The organism is Corallococcus exiguus, from assembly GCF_009909105.1.
GTDB classification, from domain to species: domain Bacteria; phylum Myxococcota; class Myxococcia; order Myxococcales; family Myxococcaceae; genus Corallococcus; species Corallococcus exiguus.
Map to the genome: position 1 here is coordinate 135,243 of NZ_JAAAPK010000006.1, position 24,283 is coordinate 159,525.

The window sequence follows — 24,283 nt, forward strand, 5'->3', positions numbered from 1 at the left end:
GGGCGGTGAGGAGCCTCAGCCCACCGCCTCCAGCAACTTGATGGCCTGCGCCAGGGCCCGCGTGAACGGCCGGTCGTCCTGGCGCTGTCCCTCCAACGCGCGCAGCGCGGGGAGCAACGCCGGGTCTCCCAACGCTCCGGCGGCTTCCACGAACTCCTGTCGGACCCGCGAGCGGCGGAGGGCCTTGCGCAGCGACTCCAGCGTTCGCGGATCCTTGCGCTGCGCGAGCAGGAGCACGGCGTCGGCCCGGAGGACCGGACTCCCGTCATCCATGCGGCGCACGAGTGAATCCCGGAGCACTGGCGTATCGACCTCCGGAGGCAAGGTCCGGAGGTGGGCCATCGCCAGCTCCCGGACGTCCTCATTCGGATCATCCAGGAACGGCAGGAGCACGGACAGCGGCTCCTCACCCGACGACTTCAGGAGGCTCAGCAGCACCGCGCCCCGGACGTGGGGAGAGCCGTGGTCCCGAAAGGGTGCAATCGCTGGCGGCACCCGCACGTCACCCAGGTGTCCCAGGCCCGCGATGAGCGCTGGCAGGACCTGCGCGTCCTGTTCCTCGAGGAGCAGCGGCAGCATCCGGTCCGCGGCGCGCGACCGCACGTCGGAAGACTGTTCAAGCTGCGCCAGGATGTCGGCGCCCCGTGCGCGCTCCCGGGGGAGGCGCGAGCGCAGCAGCGCGCTGGCGGCGTCAAAGACAGCATCCCCTCCCCTGCGGTGCAGGGCGTAGATGGCCTCCCAGGCCTCGGAGTTCTCCGGCACGCCCCGCAGCGCCGTGGCCACCAGCGCATCCACCGTCCGTTCATCCTTGTCTGGTTCGTGCGCCACGCTCACTCCAGGGCAGCCGGGAACGAGGGCAGGGCTTTGAAGTCCTCGGGGGCGTGCTCCACGACGAAGGCTCCGTGCGAGTCCTTCACCAGCGCCTCGACCCGGGAGATGGACGCCAGGGTGTCCTCGCGGCTGTCATTGAAGGCCGGCACACCGTGGTGTTCCCAGTTCTCCCGCGTGTGACAGAGGTCGCCGGACAACACATACGTCCCCGCCTTCCGCAGCCGCAGCACCAGCGATTGGTGTCCGGGCGTATGGCCCGGGGTGGGGATGATTCTCACGGTGCCGTCGCCAAACACATCCAGCTCGCCGTCCAGCAGCTGGACCTGGGCCTCGCGCCAGGCGGAGAAGCGGCTGGGGTCCACGCCCGGAGGGGCCGGCGTCCGGGTCGCCCACTCCAGCTCGCGCCGTTGGAGGAGCCACGTCGACGAGGGGAATGCATTGGCATTGCCCGCGTGGTCCGCATGCAGGTGGGAGAATCCCACGTAGCTCACGTCCGCGGGCGTGAGCCCCAGTTTCTGGAGCTGCACGGCCAGGGAGGTCTCCAGCCGCAAGCGATTGCCCACCGGGTCTTCCGCTCCAACCGGGAGCCCGTCGCTCAATCCCGTGTCCCAGACGAGCGTGCCCCGCGGATGATGGATGACGAAGCACGGGACGATCAGCTCACCGGGCTTGCCTCCCGGAGGACTTCCGTCCGCGAAGAACCCCATGTCCTTCACGTCGATGTGGCCGCAGTCCAACGCGTAGAGACGGAGCGCGGGAACCGGCGACGCGCCTGGCGCCGTCGAACGCACGCACGCGCCCGTGAGCAGCCCCAACAGGAGCACGGCGAGTGGGGTGGAGGGATTTCGAGGCATGTTCACAAGGCCTTCAGGACGGTGTCGACAATCCGCTCCAACCGCGTGGCGTCCTCGGCCGTCTTTCCGAGGACTCGCAAGCCGGTGAGCGTGTTGAGCAGGAGGGCCGCCAGCGCTTCCGCATCCTGGTGGGCAGCCAGCTCTCCCGTGCGCTGCCCTTCCTGGAGGACGGCCAGGAACGCGGCCTCCGTCTGGTCGAACATGCGCGCCGCCAGCTTCGTCGCGGAGGCATCCCGACCGGCCAGCTCGATGGCGGTGTTGATGGCCATGCAGCCCCGGCGCTCCGGGTCCGCCAGGTCCATCTCGATGATGGCCAGCATCAACGCCCGCAGCCGCTGCTTCACCGGCCCGGGCCGCTGGAGGAGCGCGAGCAGCTTCACCGCCTCATGGTCCAGGTAGTGGCGCAGCGCGTGCTCGAAGAGGCCGTGCTTGCTCTCGAACGTGTTGTAGAGGCTGCCCCGCCCCAACCCCATCCGCTCGCCCAGCTCCTGCGGCGTCGCCGCCGCGTAGCCCTTCTCCCAGAAGACCTCCATCGCCTTCTCCACGACGGCTTCCGGCTGGAACTTCCGGGGACGTGCCATGGCGGCCCTCTACGTCGTTTTGTACCTCCAGGTAAAATACCGGATTCGCGAGACTGTCCAATTACAAATATTTGCATTCACACGAAGTGAAATAGTCACCACGAAACGAGCAGCGAGTTCGTTCAGCGGGGGCATGCCAGGGAAACGAGACATCACGCGCCGGGCCGGACGGCCCCGGGCATGCGTCTACCCGCGAAGGAGCCCAAGGGATGCGCAGCCATTCGACGAGCGTCGTGAGCAGGCTTTCATGTCTATGTTTCGGGATGCTGCTGAGCCTCACCGCGTACGGCGCGAAGGTGGACTCGCCGGAAGCAGCACTGGGGCCGAAGGCTCCCTCGCTGGCCGCCCCGCCCCGGGTCGCGGCCGGCCTGGCGCATGCGCTGGCGGTCCGTCCGGACGGCACGGTCTGGGCCTCGGGCTGGAACGTCAATGGAGAGCTGGGCGACGGCACCACCGTCCGGCGCGCGAGCCCGGTGCGAGTCCTGGGGCTCGCCAACGTCACCACGGTCTCCGCGGGCCGGAGCTTCTCCGTGGCGCTGCGCTCGGATGGCACCGTGTGGGGCTGGGGCAGCAACTCCTGGGGGCAGCTGGGCGACGGCACCACCATCCAGCGCACCACGCCCGTGCAGGTGACCGGGCTCACCAACGTGGTGTCCGTGGCGGCCGGTGACCACCACGTCGTCGCCGTGCGCTCCGACGGCACCGTGTGGACCTGGGGCAACAACGGCCAGGGGCAGCTCGGCAGCGGCACCACCACGAACCGCTCCACGCCGGGCCAGGTCACCGGGCTGCCCTCCGTCGTCGCCGTGGCGGCGGGCGCCGGCCACACCCTGGCGCTGTGCGCGGACGGCACGCTCCGGGCCTGGGGCTGGAACGTCTACGGCCAGCTGGGAGACTTCACCACCACGGACCGCACCCTGCCCATCGCGGTCATCGGGCTCACCCAGGTCACGGCGCTCGCGGCCGGCGACTACCATTCGCTCGCGGTGCGCGCGGACGGCACCGTCTATGCGTGGGGCAGCAACAGCTCCGGGGCGCTCGGGACCGGAAACTTCGCGTCCTACACCCTGCCCGTGGGCATCTCCCTCATGGGCGACGTGCCGACCGTCTCCGTCGCGGCGGGCACCAGTCACTCGCTCTCGGTGCGCGCGGACGGCACCGTCTGGGCATGGGGGGAGAACCTCCGGGGAGAGCTGGGGGATGACACCCAGACGAACCGCAACGCTCCCGTCCTCGTGTCCGGACTCTCCGGCGCCGTCTCCATCGCCGCGGGCAGTGGCTTCTCCCTGGCCGCGCTGGGTGACGGGACGCTGTGGGCGTGGGGCACCTCCGACGCGGGCCAGCGCGGGGACGGGACGCTCGGGACGCGCGCCACGCCGAGCGCGGTGTCTGTCATTGGCAGCGTGTCGAAGGTGGCCGCTGGCACCGCGCACGCCGTCGCGCTCCGCTCGAATGGCACGGTCTGGGCGTGGGGCTCCAATACCCAGGGCCAGCTGGGCATCGGCAACACGAGCAACCGCGCCGAGCCCACCCAGCTCCCGCTCCTGTCCTTCATGACGGGCGTGGCGGCGGGCGTCGGGCACTCCGCGGCGCTGCGCTCCGACGGCACCGTGTGGACCTGGGGCAGCAATTCCTGGGGGCAGCTGGGCAACGGGAGCACCATGGGCAGCACCCTCCCGGGCCAGGTGACGGGCGTGAGCAGCGTCGTCGCGGTGGCGGCTGGCGGTTATCACACGCTCGCGCTTCGCTCCGACGGCACCGTGTGGAGCTGGGGCTACAACGGCCAGGGACAGCTGGGCGACGGCACGACCGTGAGCCGGCAGGTCCCGGTGCAGGTGGTGGGACTGAGCAACGTGGTCGCGGTGGTAGCGGGCGCGCAACACAGCCTGGCCCTGCGCTCGGACGGCACGGTGCGGGCGTGGGGGTGGAACTCCGGCGGCCAGCTGGGCGACGGCACCACCACCTCGCGGTCCCTGCCGGTGCTGGTGGCCGGGTTGAGCGGCGTCGTGTCCCTGGGCGCGGGCGGCGAGTCCTCCTTCGCCTTCCGTACGGGCGGCACCCTCTGGGCCTGGGGGGACAATACCTACCTGCAACTGGCCGACGGCACCTTCGCGAGCCACCTCGTGCCCTACCAACTCACCAGCTGGAGCGGGACGGGCGTCCTGGCGGCGGCGGCCTACCACGTCGTGGCTGCGCGCGCGGACGGCTCGCTCTGGGGTTGGGGGTTGAACTTCGAAGGCAGTCTGGGCAACCCGGCGACGCTCGACACCCTGGTCGCCACGCCGTCACCGGTGGTGGGACTGAGCGGCGCCACCGCCGTGGCCGCGGGTGAAACGTTCACGCTGGCCCTGCGCTCGGACGGCACGCTGTGGGGCTTCGGTTACAACTCGGCCGGTCAGCTCGGCAGCGGGCATCCGGTCAACGCCACCGTCCCCATCCGATCCCTGCTGTATTGATGACTCCGTGAAACACGCGGCCCGGAGCGCGGAAGGCCCTTCGCGCTCCGGGTCAGCTGTCGAGGTCGCGGAAGAAGGACGCCTGCTGGAAGCGCAGGCCCGCGAGGACCTGTTCGACCCTCGCGTCGGAGAGCGCCCCGATGCGCTCGCCGAGCCGCGACTTCTCCACTGACGACACCTGCGACACGACCACGACGCTCTGCTTCGCCAGGTGGCCCTCCCCCGCTTCGAGCAGCACGTTGCCGGGCTCGCTCGCCTTCTTCAGATTGGAGGTGAGCGCGCAGACGATGACGGTGTGGATGCGGGAGCGGTTGAAGACGTCATCCTGGATGACGAGGTACGGGTGGGCGATGGGCGGCACGGAGCCCCGTGCCTCATCCGGCTCGCACCAGTACAGGTCACCCCGGCGGATCGTCTTCGGGCCCGTGCTCATGCGCCGGGTTGTGCCACGCCGTGTCGAACCAGGGCAATCCTTCCCAGGGCCGCGCGTTGGTTGTAGGCAGGGCGTGCAACCACGCTGCGAGGTTCATCATGAAGGCCGTGTTCCGGGATGGCGAAGGGCACTTGCGCAACGGGTGGAAGGGCCTGGGCTTCGTCGTGACGGCCGCCATCCTCGCGGGCATTCTGATGTGGGTCTGGACGCTGCTGCCCGCCGTCGTGAAGCCGTTCGTGCCGCACTCCTTCTTCGGCTTCCTGGGCGTGCTGCTCGTGAGCCTGGACTTCCTGTATCTCGAAAAGCAGCCCCTGACCCTGTCGTCGCTCGGCATGTCGCTGGACCGGCGCGCGGGCCGTGACTTCGGCGTGGGGGCCCTGGCCGGCATGGTCCTGGTGGGGCTCGTGGCCCTGCTCGGTTGGGTGGCCGGTGGCTACCACCTGGAGCGCGCCGCGAACACGCCGGTGACCGCGATCGTGAAGGCGGCCTGGCTGATGCTGGGCGTCGGTCTCTTCGAGGAGGCGCTGTTCCACGGCTACCTCTTCCAGCGCGCCATCCGAGGACTGGGAACGCGCTGGGCGCAGGTGGTCATCTCGCTCATCTTCTGTCTGGCGCACCCCTTCAACACGGAGATGGAGGCCCCCACGCGCATCGTGGCGATGGTCACCACCTTCCTCGCGGGCTGGATGCTGGGCCTGTGCTACCTGCGCACGCGGCACCTGGCGCTGCCAGTCGGCGTGCACATGGGTTGGAATTGGTTCCTGGGCACGATGGGCTTCGGAGTGAGCGGCAAGGAAGCCCGCGGTTGGTGGACGCCCGTCTTCGAGGGCCGCCCGGAGTGGCTCACGGGCGGCGCCTATGGTCTGGAAGCGTCCATCTTCTGCGTCGTCGTCCTGAGCGTGGCAATCATTGCCCTGACGCGATGGAAGGGTTCCGCCGCGCCGGAGCCGGAGGCACTGCCCCGCCCCAACGAGGCTCCGGCGCTCACGCCTCCAATGTGACGGTCTCCTCGAAGCCACGCTCGCCTGTGACAGTGACGGTCTGGAGCCGGGGGAAGCGCCCCTTCACCCGCTCCACCAGGTCTGGCAGCCCCACCTGTCCACATCGACGCCCACGTGCGGGAGGTCGTGCAGCACCTCGCCACCGGCGCAGGTCCACCGCCAGTTCCCGCGCGGTCTGGTAGCGGGCGTCCGGGCGTGGCTGGAGGAGCTTGCGCAGGACCAGGCCCAGCCCCTGTGGAAGCGGCTCCGTCAACGCCTCCAGGTCCGCTTGCGTGTAGGTCGCCGCGCGCCAGATCGCGTCCTCCACGCCGGCAGGGCTCCCAGCGAGCCGAGCCCTCCTGACGGCACGGCGGGCCCGCATGCGCTGCCTGACCGAAAGCAAGTCCTTCACCTCTTCGGTCAAGACGTCCGGGGCATCGAGGATGTTCTTCCCTGTCGCCAATTCGAGCAGGACATTGCCGAGCGCGAAGAGGTCCGAACGCGCATCCACACGCCCGGTCAGGAGCATCTCCGGGGAGGAGTAGAACGCATCCCCCTGCGGCTGGCGCACCGTCGACGAAACGCGGCCGGGCAGGTCCGAACGGGCAAGTCCGAAGTCGGAGACATGCACGTCGCCGTTCCAATCGACGAAGATGTGCTCGACGTCGAGCGCCCGGTGGACGATGTGGAGGGAGCGCCCCTGCGCGTCCTTCGCCTCGTGGGCATGCTCCAGGGTCTCGGCGACGCGCGCCCCGACATGGAGGGTGAAGAGGGGCGAGAACCGGCGACCGCACTCCCCGGAGAGCGTCAGCAGGGTGTTGATGGTGTGTCCCGAAGGATGCTCGGTAATGACGTACCAGCACCCCTCCGCCTTGTGCAGCCCGTGGACACGGAGGATGCCCGGATGGTCGAGGTACGTCGCGAGGCGCACCTGCTCTTCCAGCTTCGCCCGCGCCCGCTTGACGCGGGGCATCTCCATCAATTTCGGAACGCCCACCGCCTTGAGCAGCACCCTGCCTCGGATGCTGCCTTCTGGAGTGCGTCGCCGGGCCAGCAGGAGACTCAACCCGTGGTGGAGCTCTCCCAGGTCTTCGCGGAACTCATACTGGAAGCCGTCCCTCGTGAAGAGAATCGCCCCGCGTGGAAGCCTGAACTCCCTTTCCGACATGTGTCTTCCTCCTCTTCGCGCAGGCATCCCTGCCCCCCGCGTCGCGGGCGACGGTACCCGTGGGATGGGAAGAAGCGGAACGACCCTGGGAGTGCATGTCGGGTTCGGGGAGGAGGGGCGCGAAATCGAGCACCTACCCACCACGTCGTCCCAGGCTCCCTCAGGGCCAGCGATCCACAACGAACCCGGCACCCCGATTTGCCGCCCTTACCCTGCCGTCCTTGAACTCTTCGGCATTGGTCTCAACCACGAAGCAGATGGGGTACACCTCCTGCCCTGGGAGTTTCACCCGGTCATACCGGATGACGAGTGTCTCTCCATCCGCACGCCCCATCTTGTCTGAGAGGTAGTACGCCTTGCCGTAGAAGCGTGTCCCAAGTGGGGCGACCGCGCGCTGCCTGGGATTGTTGATGCCTTTCGGGACGACTCCCACCACCTCCGCGCCTGCGGTGAACCACACGAATCCCCCCAACGGGCTGGCGCTCGTCGATTGTGAGGGAGAATATGTCTCCGTCCTCCCAGTGAAGCTGCTCCCGCATGGCCTCTTGCGCCCCGGCCGGGCAGGTGAACGCCTCGGGCCGGATCTGGGCACCCGGACAACCCGCCGCCAGCGCCGCGACGAGCGACAGCGACGCGCATTCGACGGCGGCAACGGACTTCTTCGACAGGCGGGGCGCACGTCCTGGGGGCGAGGCTTCGGGTGCTGGGGTCTTCAAGGCGGATCCTTCCTTCGGGGCAATGGCGATTGCTGGCCCCGGGACTGTCACGGACGAGGGGGCAGCAGGTGTCATAGTAGGCGGTGCTGTCGTAGGCGGTGCGGAATGAGCGGTGGTGGGAGAACGTGGGGCTGCGGCGTCGCGCGACTCGGCTGGCCCGCCTGGGACGCTCCTCGACGAGCGCCAGAGGACTGAAGCCATGACGAGCGCGACGATACAAACGATGCCTGCGAGCCACCTTCCCGACCGGCGCGGTCGCTCCGTCAAGGCCACATGTCGCTTGAGGGACTGCTGCGTGGAGGGCATGACCAGTGCCGCAGGTGCCGGCCCTCCGTGACGCTGTTCAGCGGGCTCATGAGCCGGCACGTCATACTCAGCGGAGCGCGAGTCGCGGAGATCCGCCAACTCGCGGCGCAGCGCCTCGGTGTCGACCGGACGCTTCTTGGGGTCTCGAGCCAGGATGCACTCCACGAGATCGCTCAACTCCGCTGGAACCCGCGCATTCATCAAGCGGGGTGGCGGCGGTGGAAGGGCAAGACTGTTCAAGTCGAAGCGCGGACGAAACTCCGTCGGCCGCGGGTCGGTCAGCAGTTCATGGAGCATGACGCCGACCGCGAAGATCTCGTCGGAGACCTGGAAGGCGTAGCGGGCCCGGTGCTCGTCCTTGTGCTCGCGCAGGAACTTGAACTGCTCGGGGGCGCGATAGCGGTCCGTTCCCGGAGGCAAGCCCCCGTCCGTCAGATCTTCGGCGAGGGTGTAGGTCGCGCAGCTGAAATCGATGATGACGGGCTCGCCGTCGCTCTTGCGGATGAGCACGTTGGACAGCTTCAGGTCCCGATGCAGGATGCCCCGGCCGTGCATGTATGACAGCGCACCGGAGATCTTCTCGAAGACTGCGAGGATTTCACGAACGGTCGGGTGCTTGCGCTCGGCCCACTCCGCCAGCGTCCATCCGTCCACGTAGTCGAGCGCGAGGTAGAGGTTCCCACTCTCCGCGAGGCCATGCCCTTGCGGACGGACAATGTTCGGATGGTCCAGCATGAGCAGCGCCGTCAACTCCCGCAGCGTCCGGGCATGGGTCTGCTTGAGGTCGCCGCTGGACTCCCGGTGCTGGGCCATCTTGATGGCACGGTGCCTGCCGTTCTTTTCGCCAAGGAAGACGAACGCAAAGCCTCCGTCGCCAAGAGCCTTGGCCACCTGCCAGCCGTCAATGAGAGAACCGGGCGGAACATGAAGCAGCGGCGCACTCATTGGGCCTCCTCTGCGGCGGGCTTCGGGAAGCGCACGTCTGGAATCGTAAGCCGACGCTCCCCATCCCCATGCACCTCCAGCGTGAAGACGAGGTCTGCATTCGTCTTTGGCACTTCCATGACCGCCAGAACGCGCCCGCCTTCCCCCGGAAGAATTGCCCCCGGCGTCTCCGCGACGAGCCGCGCCCGCAGGGGCATGCCGACTCGCCCCACGAATGTCGCCTCTCGGGGTGTCCATGCTGGGCGGTCGGAGTTGTTCATGATCTTCACGTCCGCCAGAATCCACCCCGCGCCTCGAAAGGCGACGATCAATTCCAACTGAAACCCCTGCGCTCCATTGAGATTGCCTTTGCGGCTGGACGTCGTGACTCCTTTCGCGTCCACGTAGCCGAGAAGCACGAAGTCTTCCGGCTTCGGCGCCGGGGCTTGGTCCGTGGGCTGGCAGGCCGTGTTCGGCGGCTCCGGGCGTTGCACGTCGATCCGTGAGTCCACATCGGCCGGATCGGTCACGAGCACGAAGGCGGCCCGCGTCGGCTGGTGGCCGTCCGCGAAGAAGACCGCGATCTCCTGTCGCTCACCGTCGCCAAGATTGGCCACGGGCTGAACGATGATCGACCGCTCGCCCGCATCCAGGACGCGGATCCGGGACTCATCGAAGGTCAGGGTCTTGCGTTGGATCGGTGAGGAGAACAGGAACACGGTCGGCGTGTCCCCCGCGACGTGGACGACGGGCAGCGGTCCCGTGGGCGTGCTGGAGACGGTGACGGGTCGTTCCCGCCTGACGCGCGCCCCCGGTGCCGACTCAGCCCACGCAGCAGCTCCCGAGACAAGCGCGAGCGCCAGGGCCAATCTGAACGGTTGGAGCAATGGTGCATGACCTCCCAGATGGGAAGGCTACCATCGCGGATGCCCGCGCAGCGGGTCACTTTCCTACAACCGGAGCCACGTCCCAGGCCGCTGAATCGAGGTCAAGGCGCTGCTCGTCCGCCGATTTCCGGAAAGCGTTCGTAGGCGCGCTTGAGCGCGTCCAGGTGGGCGGGATTCTCCAGGTCGAGCGGCGTATCCGTGAGCTGTACGACCCACCCACCAGACGCCGTGCGCCGCGCCCGTGTGAGCAGTTCGGCGTCACGGGTTGGGTCCGGGAACCCGATGGCCTCCGCGGCAGCGGCAGACCAGAAGTTCAGCCACCCGAGGTAATAGGGAATCTCGGGTGAGCGGAGGTGCTCGAAGACCTTGAGGGCTGGCAGGCCCCGGGGAGGGGACGGCGGCCCTTCTAGCGTGGGAGCTATTTGCTCCGCGATGTCCCCCGAAGCGCCGTCCGGCGTCGCCTGCCCCCAGAACGCGCATGCGCCCTTTGCCACTGAATCAAGCACATCCGCCGCTGCCGCGATAACTGCAGCATCTAGAGGCAACTTCGCATGGACTTGGAGCTGAGGCCGTCCACCTGGACTCTCATACTCGGAGCGTTGCATCCCGGAAATCATCACGGGGTAACGTTCATCGTTGTTACATACCATCGGAAACTCACCGCGCGTGGCCTCCTCAGCCAACCACGCATCGCGCTGTGGCAACGCGGCAAGCCGTCGCCTCTCGGTAACTCTCCACTCCAGGCGCAAGCCGGGCAACGCTCGTTCCAAGCCATGAACGGCCGCGAGTGTGCGGTTGTCGTTACCCACAAGTGCAGGCGCATAGACGTTGATAATGAGGGGGCCGCGAGCGGTCATCGTCTGCACCTCGTTACTACGATCTTGAAGGTGGGATCTTGCTTGAGCAGCGCGAGTCTGTGCGCGTCGGTGCTCACGCCAATAACGAAGTCATATCCGCAAGCCCGCGCCGCAGCGCGCTCCTGGCGCAATTGCTTGAGTTCCTTTTCAATCTCCTGGTCCTGGATATAAGCATTGTACGTGTCAAATTGATGGGTTTTGATCTCCCACAGCACGCGCACGCCGACTTGCAACGCATCGAAGCGCACACCGCCAACGAGCACGTCCATTCCGGGATAACGGTTGGGTGGGAACTTGTCGGCACATTCATTATGCGGGTCGTCCTCGCCCGCGTGGGGCACTGGAACGGGCTCGCAACTGGCGCGTCCAGTCCGGTCCACGGACACAGAGCGCCTACTTCGAAACCGGAGGGCCAAGCTCTTCGGGAAGTGGCGTTCGAAGGAATTTCATTCCATTTGGCAACTGAATGACCTGGAAGCCTTGGTCTTTGATTCTGACAAGATCTCCATCAGATGCCGCGCCGCTGGCCAGCCATCCATCCGCCTCCTCTTGTGTTGAAAATGTCTTTGCAATCGGGACACTGAATGCCGGATCTGAAAACTCTTGATAGTATTTCAGAAAATCATCCAGATTCCTGGTTCGGCGCAAGTAGAGCAGTGAAATCGCTGCAAGCTGGATCGTTGATTCTTCCTTCGAGCCAGACGGGTAGCTTTTGCTTGCCGCATCCAGGATGCGGAGAGTCGAATCCATGTCAAATTCGTTTGAGGTTGTCACTGTGCACCTTTTCGTTGAGTCAGAGAGCAAGGGGAGCGAGAACGAGCGCGCCCGTGCCGCCAGTTGCGACAACAAAGGCCACGCCCGCGACGACGACGACCGTTCCGATTGCCACTTCGGTACGGTGCGCCCTCAACCAATCAAGCGCCCCGTCAATGTTTGAGAATCGAAGCGCTTCGCTTCCACTTCTTTGTGCTTTCTGCTCTTTCCCGTTGATGCAAACCATGTACTGTTTCCGGCACTCCTCCGTGCAATACTCATGGTGTTTGCCAGAGCCCCTTTTGATGCTCGACAATGGAGGGACGGAATTCCAGCATCTGTCGAAACATTGGATATGCTCGGCATCGCAATCCCGCCCGCCAGAGCCACCCATTCCGCTGGTGTCTTCTGAAATGACATAAGTGCGATGCTCAGGCCGTTGTGCATGGGAGCATCCGCCAAGAGCCACGGCAACGGGGAAGATCAATGCGCCTACCGCCATGCGCAGCCGCCGCTGTCGGCGGACTCTTTCGGGTGTGCTCGCGCTCCGCATAGTCAACTTCTCCAGGCAACCCATGCTCTCCTGGCCAATCAGGGCATTGGCGAGCGCGTGCGGATCAAGGTTGCTTCGCCCGTAAGAGCACCTGGCTGTTGGCGGGTGGACGGTTTCCCGCTGTTGGCCGCTCTCTCCATGGTTTTTCCAGTGGTCAGGCCGGGATGGGGGTGGACTCCCGCCAGATCTACCGAGCCCCCCGGAGCACGACCGGCCCGGTTCGCAGCCTGCTACGCCGGGCCGCGGTGGGTTCATTGCGGACGGGGCATCACGGTGAACTCCGCGCCAATGCCCATGGATGCACCGGTCACCAGCACCGTCTTGCCCGCGAAATCAAATCGTTTCATGGGACCAGGATGGGCGCCGGCCACCCCAGCAACAACGGGCAGCGGCGGGCACCTGCTTTCCACAAATGGAAAGCGGCGCCTTCCCCTACTCGCGCGACGGAAACGGCGGTCCCGGGCGCGGCGTGTACACGTTGGCGCTCACGGAGCGCGCCGCCGCGGTGATGCCAATCAGGCTCTCCGCGTGCCCCAGGAAGAAGTAGCCCGTCTCCGGCAGCCGCGACAGCAGCCCCTGGATGACGCGCGTCCGGGCCTCCGTGCCGAAGTAGATGAGCACGTTGCGGCAGAAGATGATGTCGAACGGTCCCACCGGCCAGGTGGCGGGCGCGTGCAGGTTCGCGCGGGCGAAGCGCATGAAGTGGCGCAGCTCCGGGCCCGCCGACATGAAGCCCTCCTGGGTGCGCACGCCCTTCAGCATGTACTTGCGCAGCAGCACCTGCGGAATGGTCCGGGCCCGCTCCATGCTCCAGAGGCCCTCCTCCGCGCGCTTCACCGCCCAGGTGGACAGGTCCGTGGCGACGAGCTCCAGGCTCCACCCAGAGCCCTTGGGGAACGCCTCCAGCAGCTCCATCGCCAGCGAGTACGGCTCCTCGCCCGTGGAGCACCCGGCGCTCCAGACGCGGATGCTCCGGGGCCGCCGGCCCTGCGCCGCCTGGGCCGCCCACTCCGGGAAGACGTGCTCACGCAGCAGGTCGAAGTGCCGGGGCTCGCGGAAGAAGGACGTCTCGTGGGTGCAGAGGCTGTCGAGCATCCGCACCTTCTCCGCCTCGTTCCCCCGCGCGGTGACGTACGCGTGGTAGGCGGCGAAGGACGGCAGCCCCAGCTCCCGCAACCGCCGCGACAGCCGGTTCGCCACCAGCGCGTTCTTGGCCGCGGACAGGTGGATGCCCGCCTCCGTCTCCACCAGATGCTGGAACAGCGCCAGCTCCGAGCGCGACAGCGCCGGAGGCAGCGCGGACGGCCAGAGCGCGTCCTCGCTCATCCCCTCACCCGTTGCCCGATGCTTCCGGTGCCGAGGCCGGAGCCGCCAGGGCCGGAGCCGCCGGAGCCGCTGCCTCGTCGGTGGCGGCCGTCAGCCGGAGCAACTCCTCCAGCGACAGGACCCGGTCCAGGTCCAGCAGCAGGATGAACGTGTCGTTGTGGCGGCCCATGCCCCGGAGGAACTCCAGCCGCACGCGCGTGCCGAAGGCGGGGGGCGGTTCGATGTCCGCGGGGCCCAGCTCCAGCACCTCGCGCACCGTGTCCGTGAGCAGCCCCAGCACCGTCTGCTGGCCGTCGAGCACCACCTCCACGATGACGAAGCAGGACCAGCGGGTGATGGGCCGGGGCGGCAGCCCGAACTTCACCGCCAGGTCCACGACGGGCACCACGCTGCCGCGCAGGTTGATGACGCCCTGCACGGCCGCGGGCATCCCCGGCACGCGCGTGACGGGGCGGTGTTCGATGATCTCCCGCACCCGCAGGAGGCCCACGGCGTACTCCTCGCCCGCGAGCATGAAGCTCAGGTAACTGGACCTGCCGCTGCCCGGTTCGGTGGACTGACTCATGGTACGAGCCCCTTCCTAGAACCGCTGGAAGTCATGGGGGGCCGGCGCTTCCGCGCCGTTCTGGAGCCGGGACAGCGCCCCGTTCGTGGACGTGGCCAGCGGCCCCTGCGCCGCCGCCTGGAGGCCCCGGACGGGCGAGGCCGGCAGCCGGGGCGCCATGGGGCGATGCTGCGTGGAGGAGGCGTTGAAGCTCATGCCCTCCACCAGCCGGAAGAAGTTCATCATCTGCAGCAGCGACTCCGCCTGGGTGGCCATCTCCTCCGCGGTGGAGGACAGCTCCTCCGCGGCGGACGCGTTGCGCTGCGTGACTTGATCCACCTGCGTCATGGCGCGGTTCATCTGCGACACGCCGATGGACTGCTCGCGCGAGGCGTTGGCCACCTGCTGCACCAGCTCCGACGTGCGGCGGATGGCGGGCACCAGCTCCGACAGCAGCTGGCCGCTGCGCTCGGCGACCTTCACGCTGGAGGTGGCCAGGCTGCCAATCTCCTTCGCGGCCTTCTGGCTGCGCTCCGCCAGCTTGCGTACCTCCGTGGCGACGACGGAGAAGCCCCGGCCGTGCTCCCCGGCGCGCGCGGCCTCCACGGCGGCGTTCAGCGCGAGCAGGTTCGTCTGGTAGGCAATCTCCTCCACGATGTCGATGCGCTCCGCGATGGCGTTCATCGCCTCCACGGTCTCCTTCACCGCGCGGCCGCTCTCCTCCGCGTCACGGGCGCCCTTGAGGGCCGTCTGCTCCATCTCCCGGCTGTTCTCCGAGTTCTGGCGGATGCTGACGTTGAGCTGCTCCAGGCTGGCGGTGGTCTCCTCCACGGAGGCCGCCTGGGAGCTGGTGCCCTGCGACAGCCCCTGCGCGGCGGACGCCACCTGGAGGGACGCCGACGACAGCGAGCCCGCGGCGCCGCGCACCTCGCTGATGACGCCCGACAGCCGGTGGATCATGTCGCGCATGCTGCCCATCATCCGGCCCGTCTCGTCCGTGCCCCGCGTGGTGATGTTCGCCGTGAGGTCGCCCGCCGTCACCTGCGACGTCACCTGCACGGCCTCCGTCAGCGGCTGCACGATGCTGCGGGTGAGGAAGAAGGACAGCAGGGCCGCGAGCACCACGCCCAGGACGCCGCCCATGATGATCATGTCGTAGAGGTCCACCACCATGCCCGCGGTGCGGGTGGTGCGCTCGGCCAGCAGGGCGGTTTCGTCGTCCCCCAGCTTGGTGAGCAGCATGCGGATGCGGTCCGCGGTCTGCTTGCCGCGCGCGGACTGCTCCACCGCGACCAGCTGGGCCAGCTCCCCGCGGCCCGCGTTGACCTCGCGGCGCTGCGCGATGAGGGGCTCCAGGTGCTGGGAAATCCACTGCTGCAACAGGTCGCGGATCTCCTGCTGGCGCTCCTGCTGGCGGTGGTCGCTCTGGGTGAGCTGGCGGATGCTGTCCAGGCTCTGCGACACGCTCATCCGGGCCATGTTGTAGGGCTCCAGGAACTTGTCGTCGCCAGTGATGAGGAAGCCGCGCTGCCCCGTCTCCAGGTCGGCCATGTCACCCTCCAGGGTGCGCACGGCGATGAGCACCTTGTGGCTTTCCGTATCGCCCTCGGCGGTGACGGAGACCTTGAGGATGGTCGTGTACACCACCACCACGAGCGCGATGATGATGGCGACCATCGCGCTGAAGGCGAGCGTCAGCTTCGCCGTGATGCTCAGGTTGTTGAACATGATGACTCCAGAAACAGAAGACTGACCGCTACGGCGCCCGGGTGGCGTTCGCGGGAGAAGGGGTTGCCAGGGGGGAGGGAGGACTGAGCGCGGCCTCGGAGGCGTGGAGGATGGCCCGGCGCACCAGCGCGGGCGTGTCCAGCAGCAGCCCCACCCGGCCGTCGCCCAGGATGGTGGAGCCGGAGATGCCGGGGATGCCCTGGAAGAGGCGCCCCAGGGGGCGGATGACCCGCTGACCCTCGCCCTGGAGCTCATCCACCGCCAGGCCGATGACGCCGTCCGGATGCCTGAGGACGACCACGTTCTCCCGGGCCGGCGTGCTCCCGCCCAGGGAGAACACCTGGCGCAGCCGCAGGAACGGCAGCGGCTGGCCTCGCAGGGACAGCACACCGGACGACTCCAAGGTGCGCTCGTTGGCGGGGACCTCCATGCACTCCTGCACGCCCTCGATGGGGACCACGTACACCTGGTCTCCCACGCCCATGGCGAAGCCCTGGATGACGGCGAGCGTGAGCGGCAGCCGCAGCGTCAAGGTGGTGCCCTGCCCCTCCTGGCTCTGGATGGACACGGAGCCGCGCAGGGCCTCGATGTCCCGGCGCACCACGTCCATGCCCACGCCGCGGCCGGACAGCTCCGTCACCTCGGTGGCCGTGGAGAAGCCGGGCTCGAAGATGAGGCGCAGCAGCTCGTCGTCGCGCAGCCGCTCGGGCGCCGCCACCAGCCCCTTCTGCTTCGCGCGCTCGCGCACCCGTTCGCGCTGGATGCCGCGGCCGTCGTCGGACAGCTCCACCACGACGCTGCCAGCGTCATGGTAGGCCTTGAGCCGCAGGCGGCCCCGGGGGTCCTTGCCCGCGGCGCGCCGCTCGTCCGGCGTCTCGATGCCGTGGTCCAGCGAGTTGCGCAGCAGGTGGAGCAGCGGGTCGCGCAGCGCGTCCAGCACCGCGGTGTCCAGCGTGGCGTCCTCGCCCTCCAGCTCCAGCTGGGCCAGCTTCTGCTGGGAGCGGGCCAGGTCGCGCACGGTGCGCAGGTGCTGACGGAACAGCGGCCCCACCGGGACCATCCGCACCTTCATCACCTCTTCCTGGAGCGCCTCGAAGAGCGGATCCATCTCCCGCTGCTGGTTGAGCGCGTCCTCCCAGCTGGCCCCGGACTCCTCCGCGCGCGACAGGAACTGCGCCATCCGCCCGCGCGCCACGGACAGCTCCGCGGTGAGCGTGACGATGCGGTCCAGGCGCTCCATGTCCATGCGCACGCGGGTCCGCGTCGTGCCACGCACCTCCGGCAGGCGCGGCAGCGCGGCGGGAATCGGCAGCGCCTCCGTGGGAGCCCCCGCGACGATGCCCTCGCGCAGCAGGGTGAGGTGGGTCTGGTGCACCGCGCCCAGCGAGTCCACTCCCGCGAGCGACGCCTGGCACAGCTCGCGGAGGTGATCCACCGCGCCCAGCAGCAACGACACCCGCGTCTCATCCAGCGTGAGGCGCCCGTCGAGCAGGGCCTGGAGGAGGTCCTCGACGCCGTGCGTGTAGTCCGTGACGGCCTGGAAGCCGAGCGACGCCGCCGCGCCCTTGAGCGTGTGCGCACCGCGCAGGATGCCCGGGAGCAGCCCCTCCGCCGGAGAGACCTCCAGCGCGATGAGGTTCTCTTCCATGGAGGAGACCAGCCCCTCCGCCTCGTCCGCGAAGACGGCCAGCACCTTCTGCCATTCCGCGGCGGTCTCTGACGGGATGTCCCCCGGGCCCATCGTCACCTTCCGCCCCAGGGGCGAAGGGAGACCGGCACACGTAGCGGGATGGGTGGAGGGATTCTCAAGAACACGGACGCGCGCCCCCCTTCCTCAGGATGCAAGGCATTGCCATGAAGGTGGGCCGTCCCCCAGGCGAGGAATGAATCAAGAACTGAACAGTAGCGAAATGAACACAAAGAAACAACCTCACCAGTGATTTCACGCAGCGTTGGAATCCACGGGAAAACAAGGCCCGGGACAGAGCAGGACGTCACAGGTTGGCTGAGCGAGGCTCCACGACGAGAGCGTATCTCACCTGTCGTGAGTTACTTGTTTCAATCCCATCCACATCCAACACACTGCGTCTCGTACGTTCGTCCAAGACATCTCACTCGCACTCCGGGGTGATGCGGACTCCCCTGGGCATACGCGACGCTGGCTTGAGCGCACGCCGAGCAGCCGGAGGTGCTTCATGCCCAGCGTCATCGTGGTGGGAGGGGGCGTCGCGGGACTGACGGTCGCGCACGAGCTGGTGGAGCGCGGCTTCGAGGTCCAGGTCTTCGACACGCGGACGACCTGGGGCGGCAAGGCCCGCTCGCAGCCGGTGGCGGGCACGGGGACGAACGGGCGGCGCGACCTGCCGGGCGAGCACGGCTTCCGCTTCTACCCACGCTTCTACCGCCACGTCATCGACATGATGCAGCGCACGCCCGCCGTCCCCGGCGCGGCCACGCCCTCCGTGGAGCAGCACCTCAAGGCCACCACGGAGAGCGCCATCGCGCTCATCGACGAGGACACGTGGTACCGCTTCTCCCGCCGCAAGCTGGACAAGCCTTATGACGTCCTGGAGGCGCTGGAGCTGTTCTTCCAGAAATTGGACTTCGACAAGGCCGACAGCAGCCTCTACAGCCTCAAGATCCTCCAATTCCTCTCATCCAGTGAGGCCCGCCGGTTCGGCCAGTACGAGCGGATGTCCTGGTGGGACTTCGCGCAGGGGGACCTGTACTCGCCGAAGTTCCAGCGGCAGCTGCGGGCCGTGCCGCGCACGATGGTGGCCATGGATCCGCAGCGCGGGTCCGCGCGGACGATTGGCGCCATCTCCATGCAGCTCATCCTCGACTTCGCCCAGAGCGGGGTGAACAACGACCGGACGATGGGCGGCCCCACGAGCCAGATGTGGCTCGAGCCCTGGCTTGCCCACCTGCGCGGACTGGGCGTGCAATTCCACGCGGGCGTCCCATGCACCGGGCTCGACGTCGCGGGCGGGCGCATCGCCGGGGTCCGCTTCGCCAACGGCGAGTCCCGCACGGCCGACCACTACGTGCTCGCGGTGCCGCTGGAGGCGGCGCATGCGCTGATGACCCCGGAGCTGGCCGCGATGGACCCGGCGCTGGCGCGGTTGCGCGCGGCGGACGTGGAGCAGCTGGTGTCCTGGATGGTGGGCATCCAGTTCTTCCTCTACGAGGACGTGCCGCTGGTCCGCGGCCACACCTTCTATCCGGACTCCCCGTGGGCGCTGACGTCCATCTCGCAGCCGCAGTTCTGGCGCGAGCTGGGGCTGTTCCGGCGCGTGTTCGGGGATGGGCAGGTGGGCGGGCTGCTGTCCATCGATGTCTCGGATTGGAACACGCCCGGCACCTTCGTTCCGAAGCGCGCGAAGGACTGCACGCCGGAGGAGATAAAGACGGAGGTCTGGGGACAGCTCAAGGCGGCGCTCAACGGGCTGGATCCGGACGAGCAGGTGCTGACCGACGAGCTCCTGCACTCCTTCCACCTGGACGCGGACCTGGACTACGGCGGCGGGCTGCCGCCGCGTAACTCGTCCGGCCTGCTCGTCCATCCGCCCGGCTCCTGGGAGGTGCGTCCGGAGGCCGCGAGCGCCATTCCCAATCTCTGTCTCGCGGGGGACTACGTCCGCACGCACACGGACCTGGCCTCCATGGAAGGGGCGTGCGAGGCGGGCCGCCGTGCGGTCAATGCCATCCTTGACCGGACGCAGTCCCAGTCCCGCCGCGCGCTCATCTGGCCCCTGGAGGAGCCGGCGTGGGTGGAGCCGTGGAAGCGCCTGGACGCGGCGCTTTATCAACGCGGGCGCCCGCACCTGTTCGAACTGCTGGGCCTGCGCACCGCGGTCCAGGCCTCGGACGTGCTGCGCCGGTTCGCGGCGCTCACGGGCCTCACCGACGTGGATGACTGGTTGGATCAGTTCCGCGTCTCCAGCATGGTGGACGCGCTGCTGGAGCGGCTGGGCATCGATTGAGCCTTGGCTGACTACTGGAGCGCGGGCTGTTCCTGCTCCTCCTTGCTGGCCTTCGCGTAGTCCTCCGCGCCGGTGAAGTCGACGACGCGGCAGGGCTCATCGCCCACGACCCAGGCGTCATGGCCTGACGGGATGAAGGCGACGTCGCCCGGCTCCAGGTCCAGCTCCTGACCGTCATTCATCACGACGTGCATCCGCCCGGACAGGATGCTGAGGGTGTGGACGACTTCGCAGGACTCCGTGCCCGCGATGGGTTTCACGTGCTCCGACCAGCGCCAGCCGGGTTCGAAGTAGCCACGGCCAATGCTGAGCGCTCCCATGTTCAGGACGATGGCCTCTCCGTGCGACACGAAGGGCCGGCGCTCGTCCGCCTCGTTGGCCTTCTTGATGATGGCGCGTCCCATGGTGCAATCCCTCCCGGTGAATGGGTCCCGGGAAAGCTGGGGGCTCCGCGCGCCGGTGGAAAGGGTTCGGGCGCGGACGCGGGCGGTGGACCGGAGCACGGGGTGTAGCGCCCGTCCCCACCTCCGTACCTTCGTGCCGCAATCCGGTCCCGAGGGAATCAAGCCATGCGCCCAACGTCGCGCCTTGCCCTGTGGGCATGTCTGGTCATCGCGCAGGGATGCCGCTCGCATCACGAGCCGCCTCCCGCGCCCCCACCCACGCCGCCCACGGCCACCGCCCGGCCGCTCCACCTGGCGAAGCCGGAAGCCATCGAGTTCGAGTTCGGCCGGCCCCAGGCCACCGCCTGCAACTGTTTCAAGCGTGATGCCAGCGCGCAGGACGGGGGCGCGTGCGCCACGCCGCGCTTCGGCACGTACCTGCTCGCGCTGACGTGGGCCCCCACCTTCTGCCGGACCCATCCGGACAAGGAGGAGTGCGAGCACCTGGAAGGCACCTTCGGCGCGACGCACCTCACGATCCACGGACTGTGGCCCCAGTTCAACGACGAGGAGGCGCGAGAGCTCAACTGCACCTATCCGGCATTCTGCGGCGGGCTCTGCGAATGCCAGGGCAGCAATGCCCCTTCGAAGTGCTTCCCCGACCCCGCCACGATTCCACACGCCATGGGCACCTACGGGCCGGGCTTCATCACGGACAACTACTTCCTCGCGAACCACGAGTGGCCCAAGCACGGCAGCTGCACGGGAATGGACGCCCGGACCTACTTCCAGAGCACCATCGACGCGCTGCTGTCATTGCCGGGCGACCAGGGAACTCCGGCCGCGCTCACGGACAACGTCGGCGGGAGCGTGGCGCTGGAGAACCTGCGCGCCGCGTTCGGACAGCGCGACAGCGTCGCCTTCTCTTGCGACCCGAAATGCAACCTCCTGGAAATCGGCGTCTGCTTCTCCGTGGATGATCAACTGCGCCCCTCGGCGCCCATGACGTGCCCGACGAACGTCACCAGCGGCGCCTCCAACAACTGCGTGGGCAATGGCTCACAGCCCCGCTGCCCCATGGTGAAGATCCAGGCCGCGGTGCCCTTCGACAGCGGCGGGGGCGGAGGCGGCCCGTCCTCCACCTGCGGACAGCCGGGCCAGGGCCCCGCGTGCACGAATGATCAGCTCTGCCAGAACCAGGGCTGGGTCCGCTGCGCGCGCTCCGGGTGCTGCACCACCGTGCCCAAGCGCTGAATCAGGCCACGGCCTGGAGGTCGGCGTCGCGCGGCACCTTCGCGGCGGCGGTGCGCACCACCTCCGGGCTCGCACCGTCCTTGTGGGCGTTCTCGCTCAGGTGCCGGCGCCAGGCTCGCGCGCCGGGCAGGCCCTGGAAGAGGCCCAGCATGTGCCGGGTGATGGCGCCCAGCGGCGCCCCCTGGCTCATCTGCGTTTCGATGTACGGCAGCATCGCGTCCACCACCTCGTGCCGCGTGAGGGGCGCCTGCGTGCTCCCGAAGAAGCGCCGGTCCGCGTCCGCCAGCAGGTACGGGGATTCGTAGGGCGCGCGGCCCATCATCACGCCGTCCACGCGGCCCAGGTGCTCCGCCGCCGCGTCCAGCGTCTTGATGCCGCCGTTGAGGCTGATGTCCAGGTGCGGGTACTCGGCCTTGAGCCGGTGCACCAGGTCGTAGCGCAGGGGCGGCACGTCCCGGTTCTCCTTGGGAGACAGGCCCTGCAGCCACGCCTTGCGCGCGTGCACGATGAAGCGCGTGCAGCCCGCGGCGGAGACGCGCTTCACGAAGTCCTCCAGCGTGGACCACTCCTCCAGGTCGTCGATGGCGATGCGCGACTTCACCGTCACGGGGATGCGCACGGCTTCGCGCATGGCGGCGACACCACGCGCGACGAGGTCCGGCTCCGCCATGAGGCACGCGCCGAAGCGGCCGGACTGCACGCGGTCGCTGGGGCAGCCCACGTTGAGGTTGATCTCGTCGTAGCCCCACTCCTCGCCAATGCGCGCGGAGGCGGCCAGGTCCGCGGGCTCCGAGCCGCCCAGCTGGAGGGCCACCGGGTGCTCGGCGGGCGTGAAGCCCAGCAGGCGGTCGCGCTTGCCATGCAGCACCGCGCCCGTGGTCACCATCTCCGTGTAGAGCAGCGTGTGACGGGAGATGAGCCGGAAGAAGTACCGGCAGTGCCGGTCTGTCCAGTCCATCATCGGCGCGACACACAGCGGCATGGGGTAGGCCAGGGCAGTCATCGCCCTACCCATATCCGGACTCCCGCCGTCCGCCCAGGGTCTCCCGAGGCTCCCTCTGGAAGCAGGCGGACGACCGGGCTCACGCGGTAGGGCCGAGCACCACGCCCTGCTCCGCGAGCCATGCGTCCACCAGCCGCTGGCCGGCGTCCGTCAGGGTGAAGCCCAGCCCGGCCCACTGCTGGCCGTTGAGCATCACCACCTGCCCCAGCGCGCGGGCGAAGGCCACCTCCGGAGCCGCCTGCTTGAGCAGCGCGCCCGCGTAGTGGTGCAGGAACAGGTCGAAGTTCTTCGCGAAGTCCGGGTGCCCGGGGAGCGAGTCGCTGCGCGTGTCCGCCGACACGTCATACGTCTGGATGACCGCGCCGAAGCCCAGCACGTCCACCAGGAACGCCTGCATCCGGTCCTTGCCGCGCACCCGCCCGGGCAGCCACCGCTCCGGCCCCGCCGACGTCTGGAATGTCCACAGGCCGCGTTGACGCGTGGCGGCGAACGGCAGCCCCCCACCCCGCCGCTCCACCTGGACCGCCCGGCGCTGCACCCGCGGAGGCGAGCTCTCCGAACGCGCGGGGAAGTAGACGATGACCGCCGGTGTGGAGCGGGCGCAGTTCATGAGGGACACGACTCCAGAGGGGGAACACCTGCACCGGAATTATCCGGCGCGGACGCCCTGGAGTTGCTTCCCGGTCAACGCTTTTCAGGGGCCGCCCGGCATGGGCCCGGCGAGCGCCTCCACGGCTTCGGGGAGCGTGCCCCGTTCGAGCGCGGCGTGGAGGGTCATCATCTGGGCGGTCACCACCGCGCGCGACACCTTGGCGCCCGCGCCGTCGCGCACCAGCAGCTCCAGGGTGGCCTGGGCCAGGAGCAGCGGCAGCGTGGTGAAGGCGAGCATGTCCCGGGGCGCTCCCGCCAGGAACAGCGAGCGCACGTAGCGCGCCGCGGCGATCAGGTCCTGGCCCGCGAGCTGCTCCACGTCCTGGAGCTGCACGCCGTCCGGAAGCCACACGCGGCCCTCCTTCCGGTCCTGGCGCGCGTCCTTGAGGATGTTGACCAGCTGGAGCCCCTCTCCGAACAGCGGGGCCAGCGAGCGCAGGTTCGGCGCGTACAGCGCGAGGCGCGGATCCAGGACGAACAGCTCCGTGAGCAGCTCCCCCACCAGTCCCGCCACGATGTAGCAATAGTCACGCAGGGACTGGAGCGACCCGAGCTTCAACAGCCCGTCCTCGGACGCACCGGCCAGCACCTGTCCCATGCCCTGCACCGTCTTCAGCACGAAGTGGCGCAGGATGGCGCCGGCCTCCGGGCGCAGCGCGTCCAGGCTCGCCAGCAGTGTGGGCGTGCGCGCGAGCAGGTCCAGGTAGCCCGCGTTCTCGCTGGGAGGGCGCGACAGCCACTCGCGCGACAACGCCCCGGCGTCCGTGCCCGGCTTCTCCTGGAGCAGGGCTTCGAAGGCGGCCAGCGACTCCCGCCGCTCGTCGCGCGTCCAGGGAGCGGCGTCCTCCAGCGTGTCCGCGACGCGCAACAGCAGGTAGCCCAGGCCCACCTCGCGGCGCAGCGGCTCGTCGAGCAGCGGGATGGCGAGCGCGAACGTGCGGCTGGTCCGCACGAGGAAGTCCGCCAGTTCGTCATCCCGGAACGGAAGGGCCGTCGCGGTGGGGGCGTCACTCAAGGAACCGTCCTCCGGGCACGGGCGTGCCTGCCGCCCGCGCCCTCACTGCCACAAGCCATCCACCGACACACGCGAGAACGTGCGAGCCCGGCGCGCG

General features: G+C 68.6%; 21 protein-coding genes and 2 pseudogenes. 4 read left to right on the top strand and 19 right to left on the bottom strand.

What is annotated here, in order from left to right; genetic code table 11:
* Positions 1–15: 15 nt before the first annotated feature.
* From GTZ93_RS43300 to GTZ93_RS23940, 3 genes are read right to left on the bottom strand one after another with little or no spacing between them, the layout of a single operon-like run.
* The gene (locus GTZ93_RS43300; protein ID WP_139915667.1) at positions 16–828 is read right to left on the bottom strand and encodes a HEAT repeat domain-containing protein; all 813 of its coding nucleotides are present in this window, start codon (positions 826–828) and stop codon (positions 16–18) included.
* Between the two features lie 2 nt (positions 829–830).
* Positions 831–1,685, bottom strand: coding sequence for an N-acyl homoserine lactonase family protein (locus tag GTZ93_RS23935; protein WP_139915668.1), 855 nt, complete (start codon positions 1,683–1,685; stop codon positions 831–833).
* 2 nt (positions 1,686–1,687) lie between these two features.
* Positions 1,688–2,266, bottom strand: coding sequence for a TetR/AcrR family transcriptional regulator (locus GTZ93_RS23940; RefSeq protein WP_121778198.1), 579 nt, complete (start codon positions 2,264–2,266; stop codon positions 1,688–1,690).
* A 263-nt stretch (positions 2,267–2,529) separates the two neighbouring features.
* Between GTZ93_RS23940 and GTZ93_RS23945 the strand changes: the two genes are divergently transcribed.
* Positions 2,530–4,722 carry an RCC1 domain-containing protein gene (locus tag GTZ93_RS23945; RefSeq protein ID WP_139915669.1) on the top strand — a complete coding sequence of 731 codons (2,193 nt, stop codon included), beginning with the start codon at positions 2,530–2,532 and terminating at the stop codon, positions 4,720–4,722.
* Between the two features lie 52 nt (positions 4,723–4,774).
* Here GTZ93_RS23945 and GTZ93_RS23950 read toward each other — a convergent pair whose 3' ends face one another.
* Positions 4,775–5,155 (bottom strand): type II toxin-antitoxin system PemK/MazF family toxin, encoded by a 381-nt coding sequence (locus GTZ93_RS23950; RefSeq protein WP_139915670.1) that lies wholly within the window; start codon positions 5,153–5,155, stop codon positions 4,775–4,777.
* A gap of 98 nt (positions 5,156–5,253) precedes the next feature.
* On the opposite strand from GTZ93_RS23950, the gene GTZ93_RS23955 reads away from it, so the two are divergent.
* Entirely contained in the window at positions 5,254–6,156 is a 903-nt protein-coding gene (locus GTZ93_RS23955) for a CPBP family intramembrane glutamic endopeptidase (RefSeq protein ID WP_139915671.1), read from the top strand.
* Here the strand turns inward: GTZ93_RS23955 and GTZ93_RS23960 are convergent.
* From GTZ93_RS23960 to GTZ93_RS24010, 11 genes and pseudogenes are all read right to left on the bottom strand, one after another.
* Positions 6,140–7,303 carry a serine/threonine protein kinase gene (locus GTZ93_RS23960; RefSeq protein ID WP_257978968.1) on the bottom strand — a complete coding sequence of 388 codons (1,164 nt, stop codon included), beginning with the start codon at positions 7,301–7,303 and terminating at the stop codon, positions 6,140–6,142. The two genes, GTZ93_RS23955 and GTZ93_RS23960, sit on opposite strands and share 17 nt — an antisense overlap.
* A gap of 160 nt (positions 7,304–7,463) precedes the next feature.
* A pseudogene (locus GTZ93_RS23965) lies at positions 7,464–9,270 on the bottom strand (serine/threonine protein kinase).
* On the bottom strand, positions 9,267–10,136 hold the full coding sequence (locus tag GTZ93_RS23970) for a DUF2381 family protein (RefSeq protein WP_139915672.1): 870 nt from the start codon (positions 10,134–10,136) through the stop codon (positions 9,267–9,269). Before GTZ93_RS23970 ends, GTZ93_RS23965 begins: the two are co-directional and overlap by 4 nt.
* A gap of 101 nt (positions 10,137–10,237) precedes the next feature.
* The gene (locus GTZ93_RS23975) at positions 10,238–10,993 is read right to left on the bottom strand and encodes a DUF5953 family protein (protein WP_139915673.1); all 756 of its coding nucleotides are present in this window, start codon (positions 10,991–10,993) and stop codon (positions 10,238–10,240) included.
* Positions 10,990–11,358 (bottom strand): annotated as a pseudogene (locus GTZ93_RS23980) (DUF6310 domain-containing protein); the annotation flags it as partial. The gene GTZ93_RS23975 and the pseudogene GTZ93_RS23980, both read right to left, overlap by 4 nt.
* 28 nt (positions 11,359–11,386) lie before the next feature.
* Complete coding sequence (locus GTZ93_RS23985; RefSeq protein ID WP_139915674.1) at positions 11,387–11,743, bottom strand: hypothetical protein; 357 nt, start codon at positions 11,741–11,743, stop codon at positions 11,387–11,389.
* 156 nt (positions 11,744–11,899) lie between these two features.
* A complete protein-coding gene (locus GTZ93_RS23990) occupies positions 11,900–12,193 on the bottom strand; it encodes a hypothetical protein (protein ID WP_161663014.1) in 294 nt (97 codons plus the stop codon).
* A gap of 538 nt (positions 12,194–12,731) precedes the next feature.
* Positions 12,732–13,625, bottom strand: coding sequence for a CheR family methyltransferase (locus tag GTZ93_RS23995; RefSeq protein ID WP_120576633.1), 894 nt, complete (start codon positions 13,623–13,625; stop codon positions 12,732–12,734).
* Between the two features lie 4 nt (positions 13,626–13,629).
* Entirely contained in the window at positions 13,630–14,190 is a 561-nt protein-coding gene (locus GTZ93_RS24000; protein WP_120576632.1) for a chemotaxis protein CheW, read from the bottom strand.
* Between the two features lie 15 nt (positions 14,191–14,205).
* Complete coding sequence (locus GTZ93_RS24005; RefSeq protein WP_120576631.1) at positions 14,206–15,897, bottom strand: methyl-accepting chemotaxis protein; 1,692 nt, start codon at positions 15,895–15,897, stop codon at positions 14,206–14,208.
* Positions 15,898–15,925: 28 nt separating this feature from the next.
* Positions 15,926–17,638, bottom strand: coding sequence for a chemotaxis protein CheA (locus tag GTZ93_RS24010; protein WP_167548367.1), 1,713 nt, complete (start codon positions 17,636–17,638; stop codon positions 15,926–15,928).
* A gap of 454 nt (positions 17,639–18,092) precedes the next feature.
* On the opposite strand from GTZ93_RS24010, the gene GTZ93_RS24015 reads away from it, so the two are divergent.
* Positions 18,093–19,880 carry a hydroxysqualene dehydroxylase gene (locus GTZ93_RS24015; protein ID WP_139915677.1) on the top strand — a complete coding sequence of 596 codons (1,788 nt, stop codon included), beginning with the start codon at positions 18,093–18,095 and terminating at the stop codon, positions 19,878–19,880.
* Positions 19,881–19,891: 11 nt separating this feature from the next.
* On the opposite strand, the gene GTZ93_RS24020 is transcribed toward GTZ93_RS24015, so the two are convergent.
* The gene (locus GTZ93_RS24020) at positions 19,892–20,284 is read right to left on the bottom strand and encodes a cupin domain-containing protein (protein WP_120576628.1); all 393 of its coding nucleotides are present in this window, start codon (positions 20,282–20,284) and stop codon (positions 19,892–19,894) included.
* A gap of 165 nt (positions 20,285–20,449) precedes the next feature.
* On the opposite strand from GTZ93_RS24020, the gene GTZ93_RS24025 reads away from it, so the two are divergent.
* Positions 20,450–21,517 carry a ribonuclease T2 family protein gene (locus tag GTZ93_RS24025; RefSeq protein ID WP_161663015.1) on the top strand — a complete coding sequence of 356 codons (1,068 nt, stop codon included), beginning with the start codon at positions 20,450–20,452 and terminating at the stop codon, positions 21,515–21,517.
* 1 nt (position 21,518) lies between these two features.
* Here GTZ93_RS24025 and dusA read toward each other — a convergent pair whose 3' ends face one another.
* The 3 genes from dusA to GTZ93_RS24040 form a co-directional block, all read right to left on the bottom strand.
* On the bottom strand, positions 21,519–22,520 hold the full coding sequence (dusA, locus tag GTZ93_RS24030) for a tRNA dihydrouridine(20/20a) synthase DusA (protein ID WP_120578776.1): 1,002 nt from the start codon (positions 22,518–22,520) through the stop codon (positions 21,519–21,521).
* Between the two features lie 79 nt (positions 22,521–22,599).
* The gene (locus GTZ93_RS24035) at positions 22,600–23,130 is read right to left on the bottom strand and encodes a hypothetical protein (protein ID WP_120578777.1); all 531 of its coding nucleotides are present in this window, start codon (positions 23,128–23,130) and stop codon (positions 22,600–22,602) included.
* A gap of 84 nt (positions 23,131–23,214) precedes the next feature.
* Positions 23,215–24,186: a squalene/phytoene synthase family protein gene (locus GTZ93_RS24040; RefSeq protein WP_139923834.1), complete on the bottom strand. Its 972-nt coding sequence runs from the start codon at positions 24,184–24,186 to the stop codon at positions 23,215–23,217.
* Between the last annotated feature and the right edge of the window lie 97 nt (positions 24,187–24,283).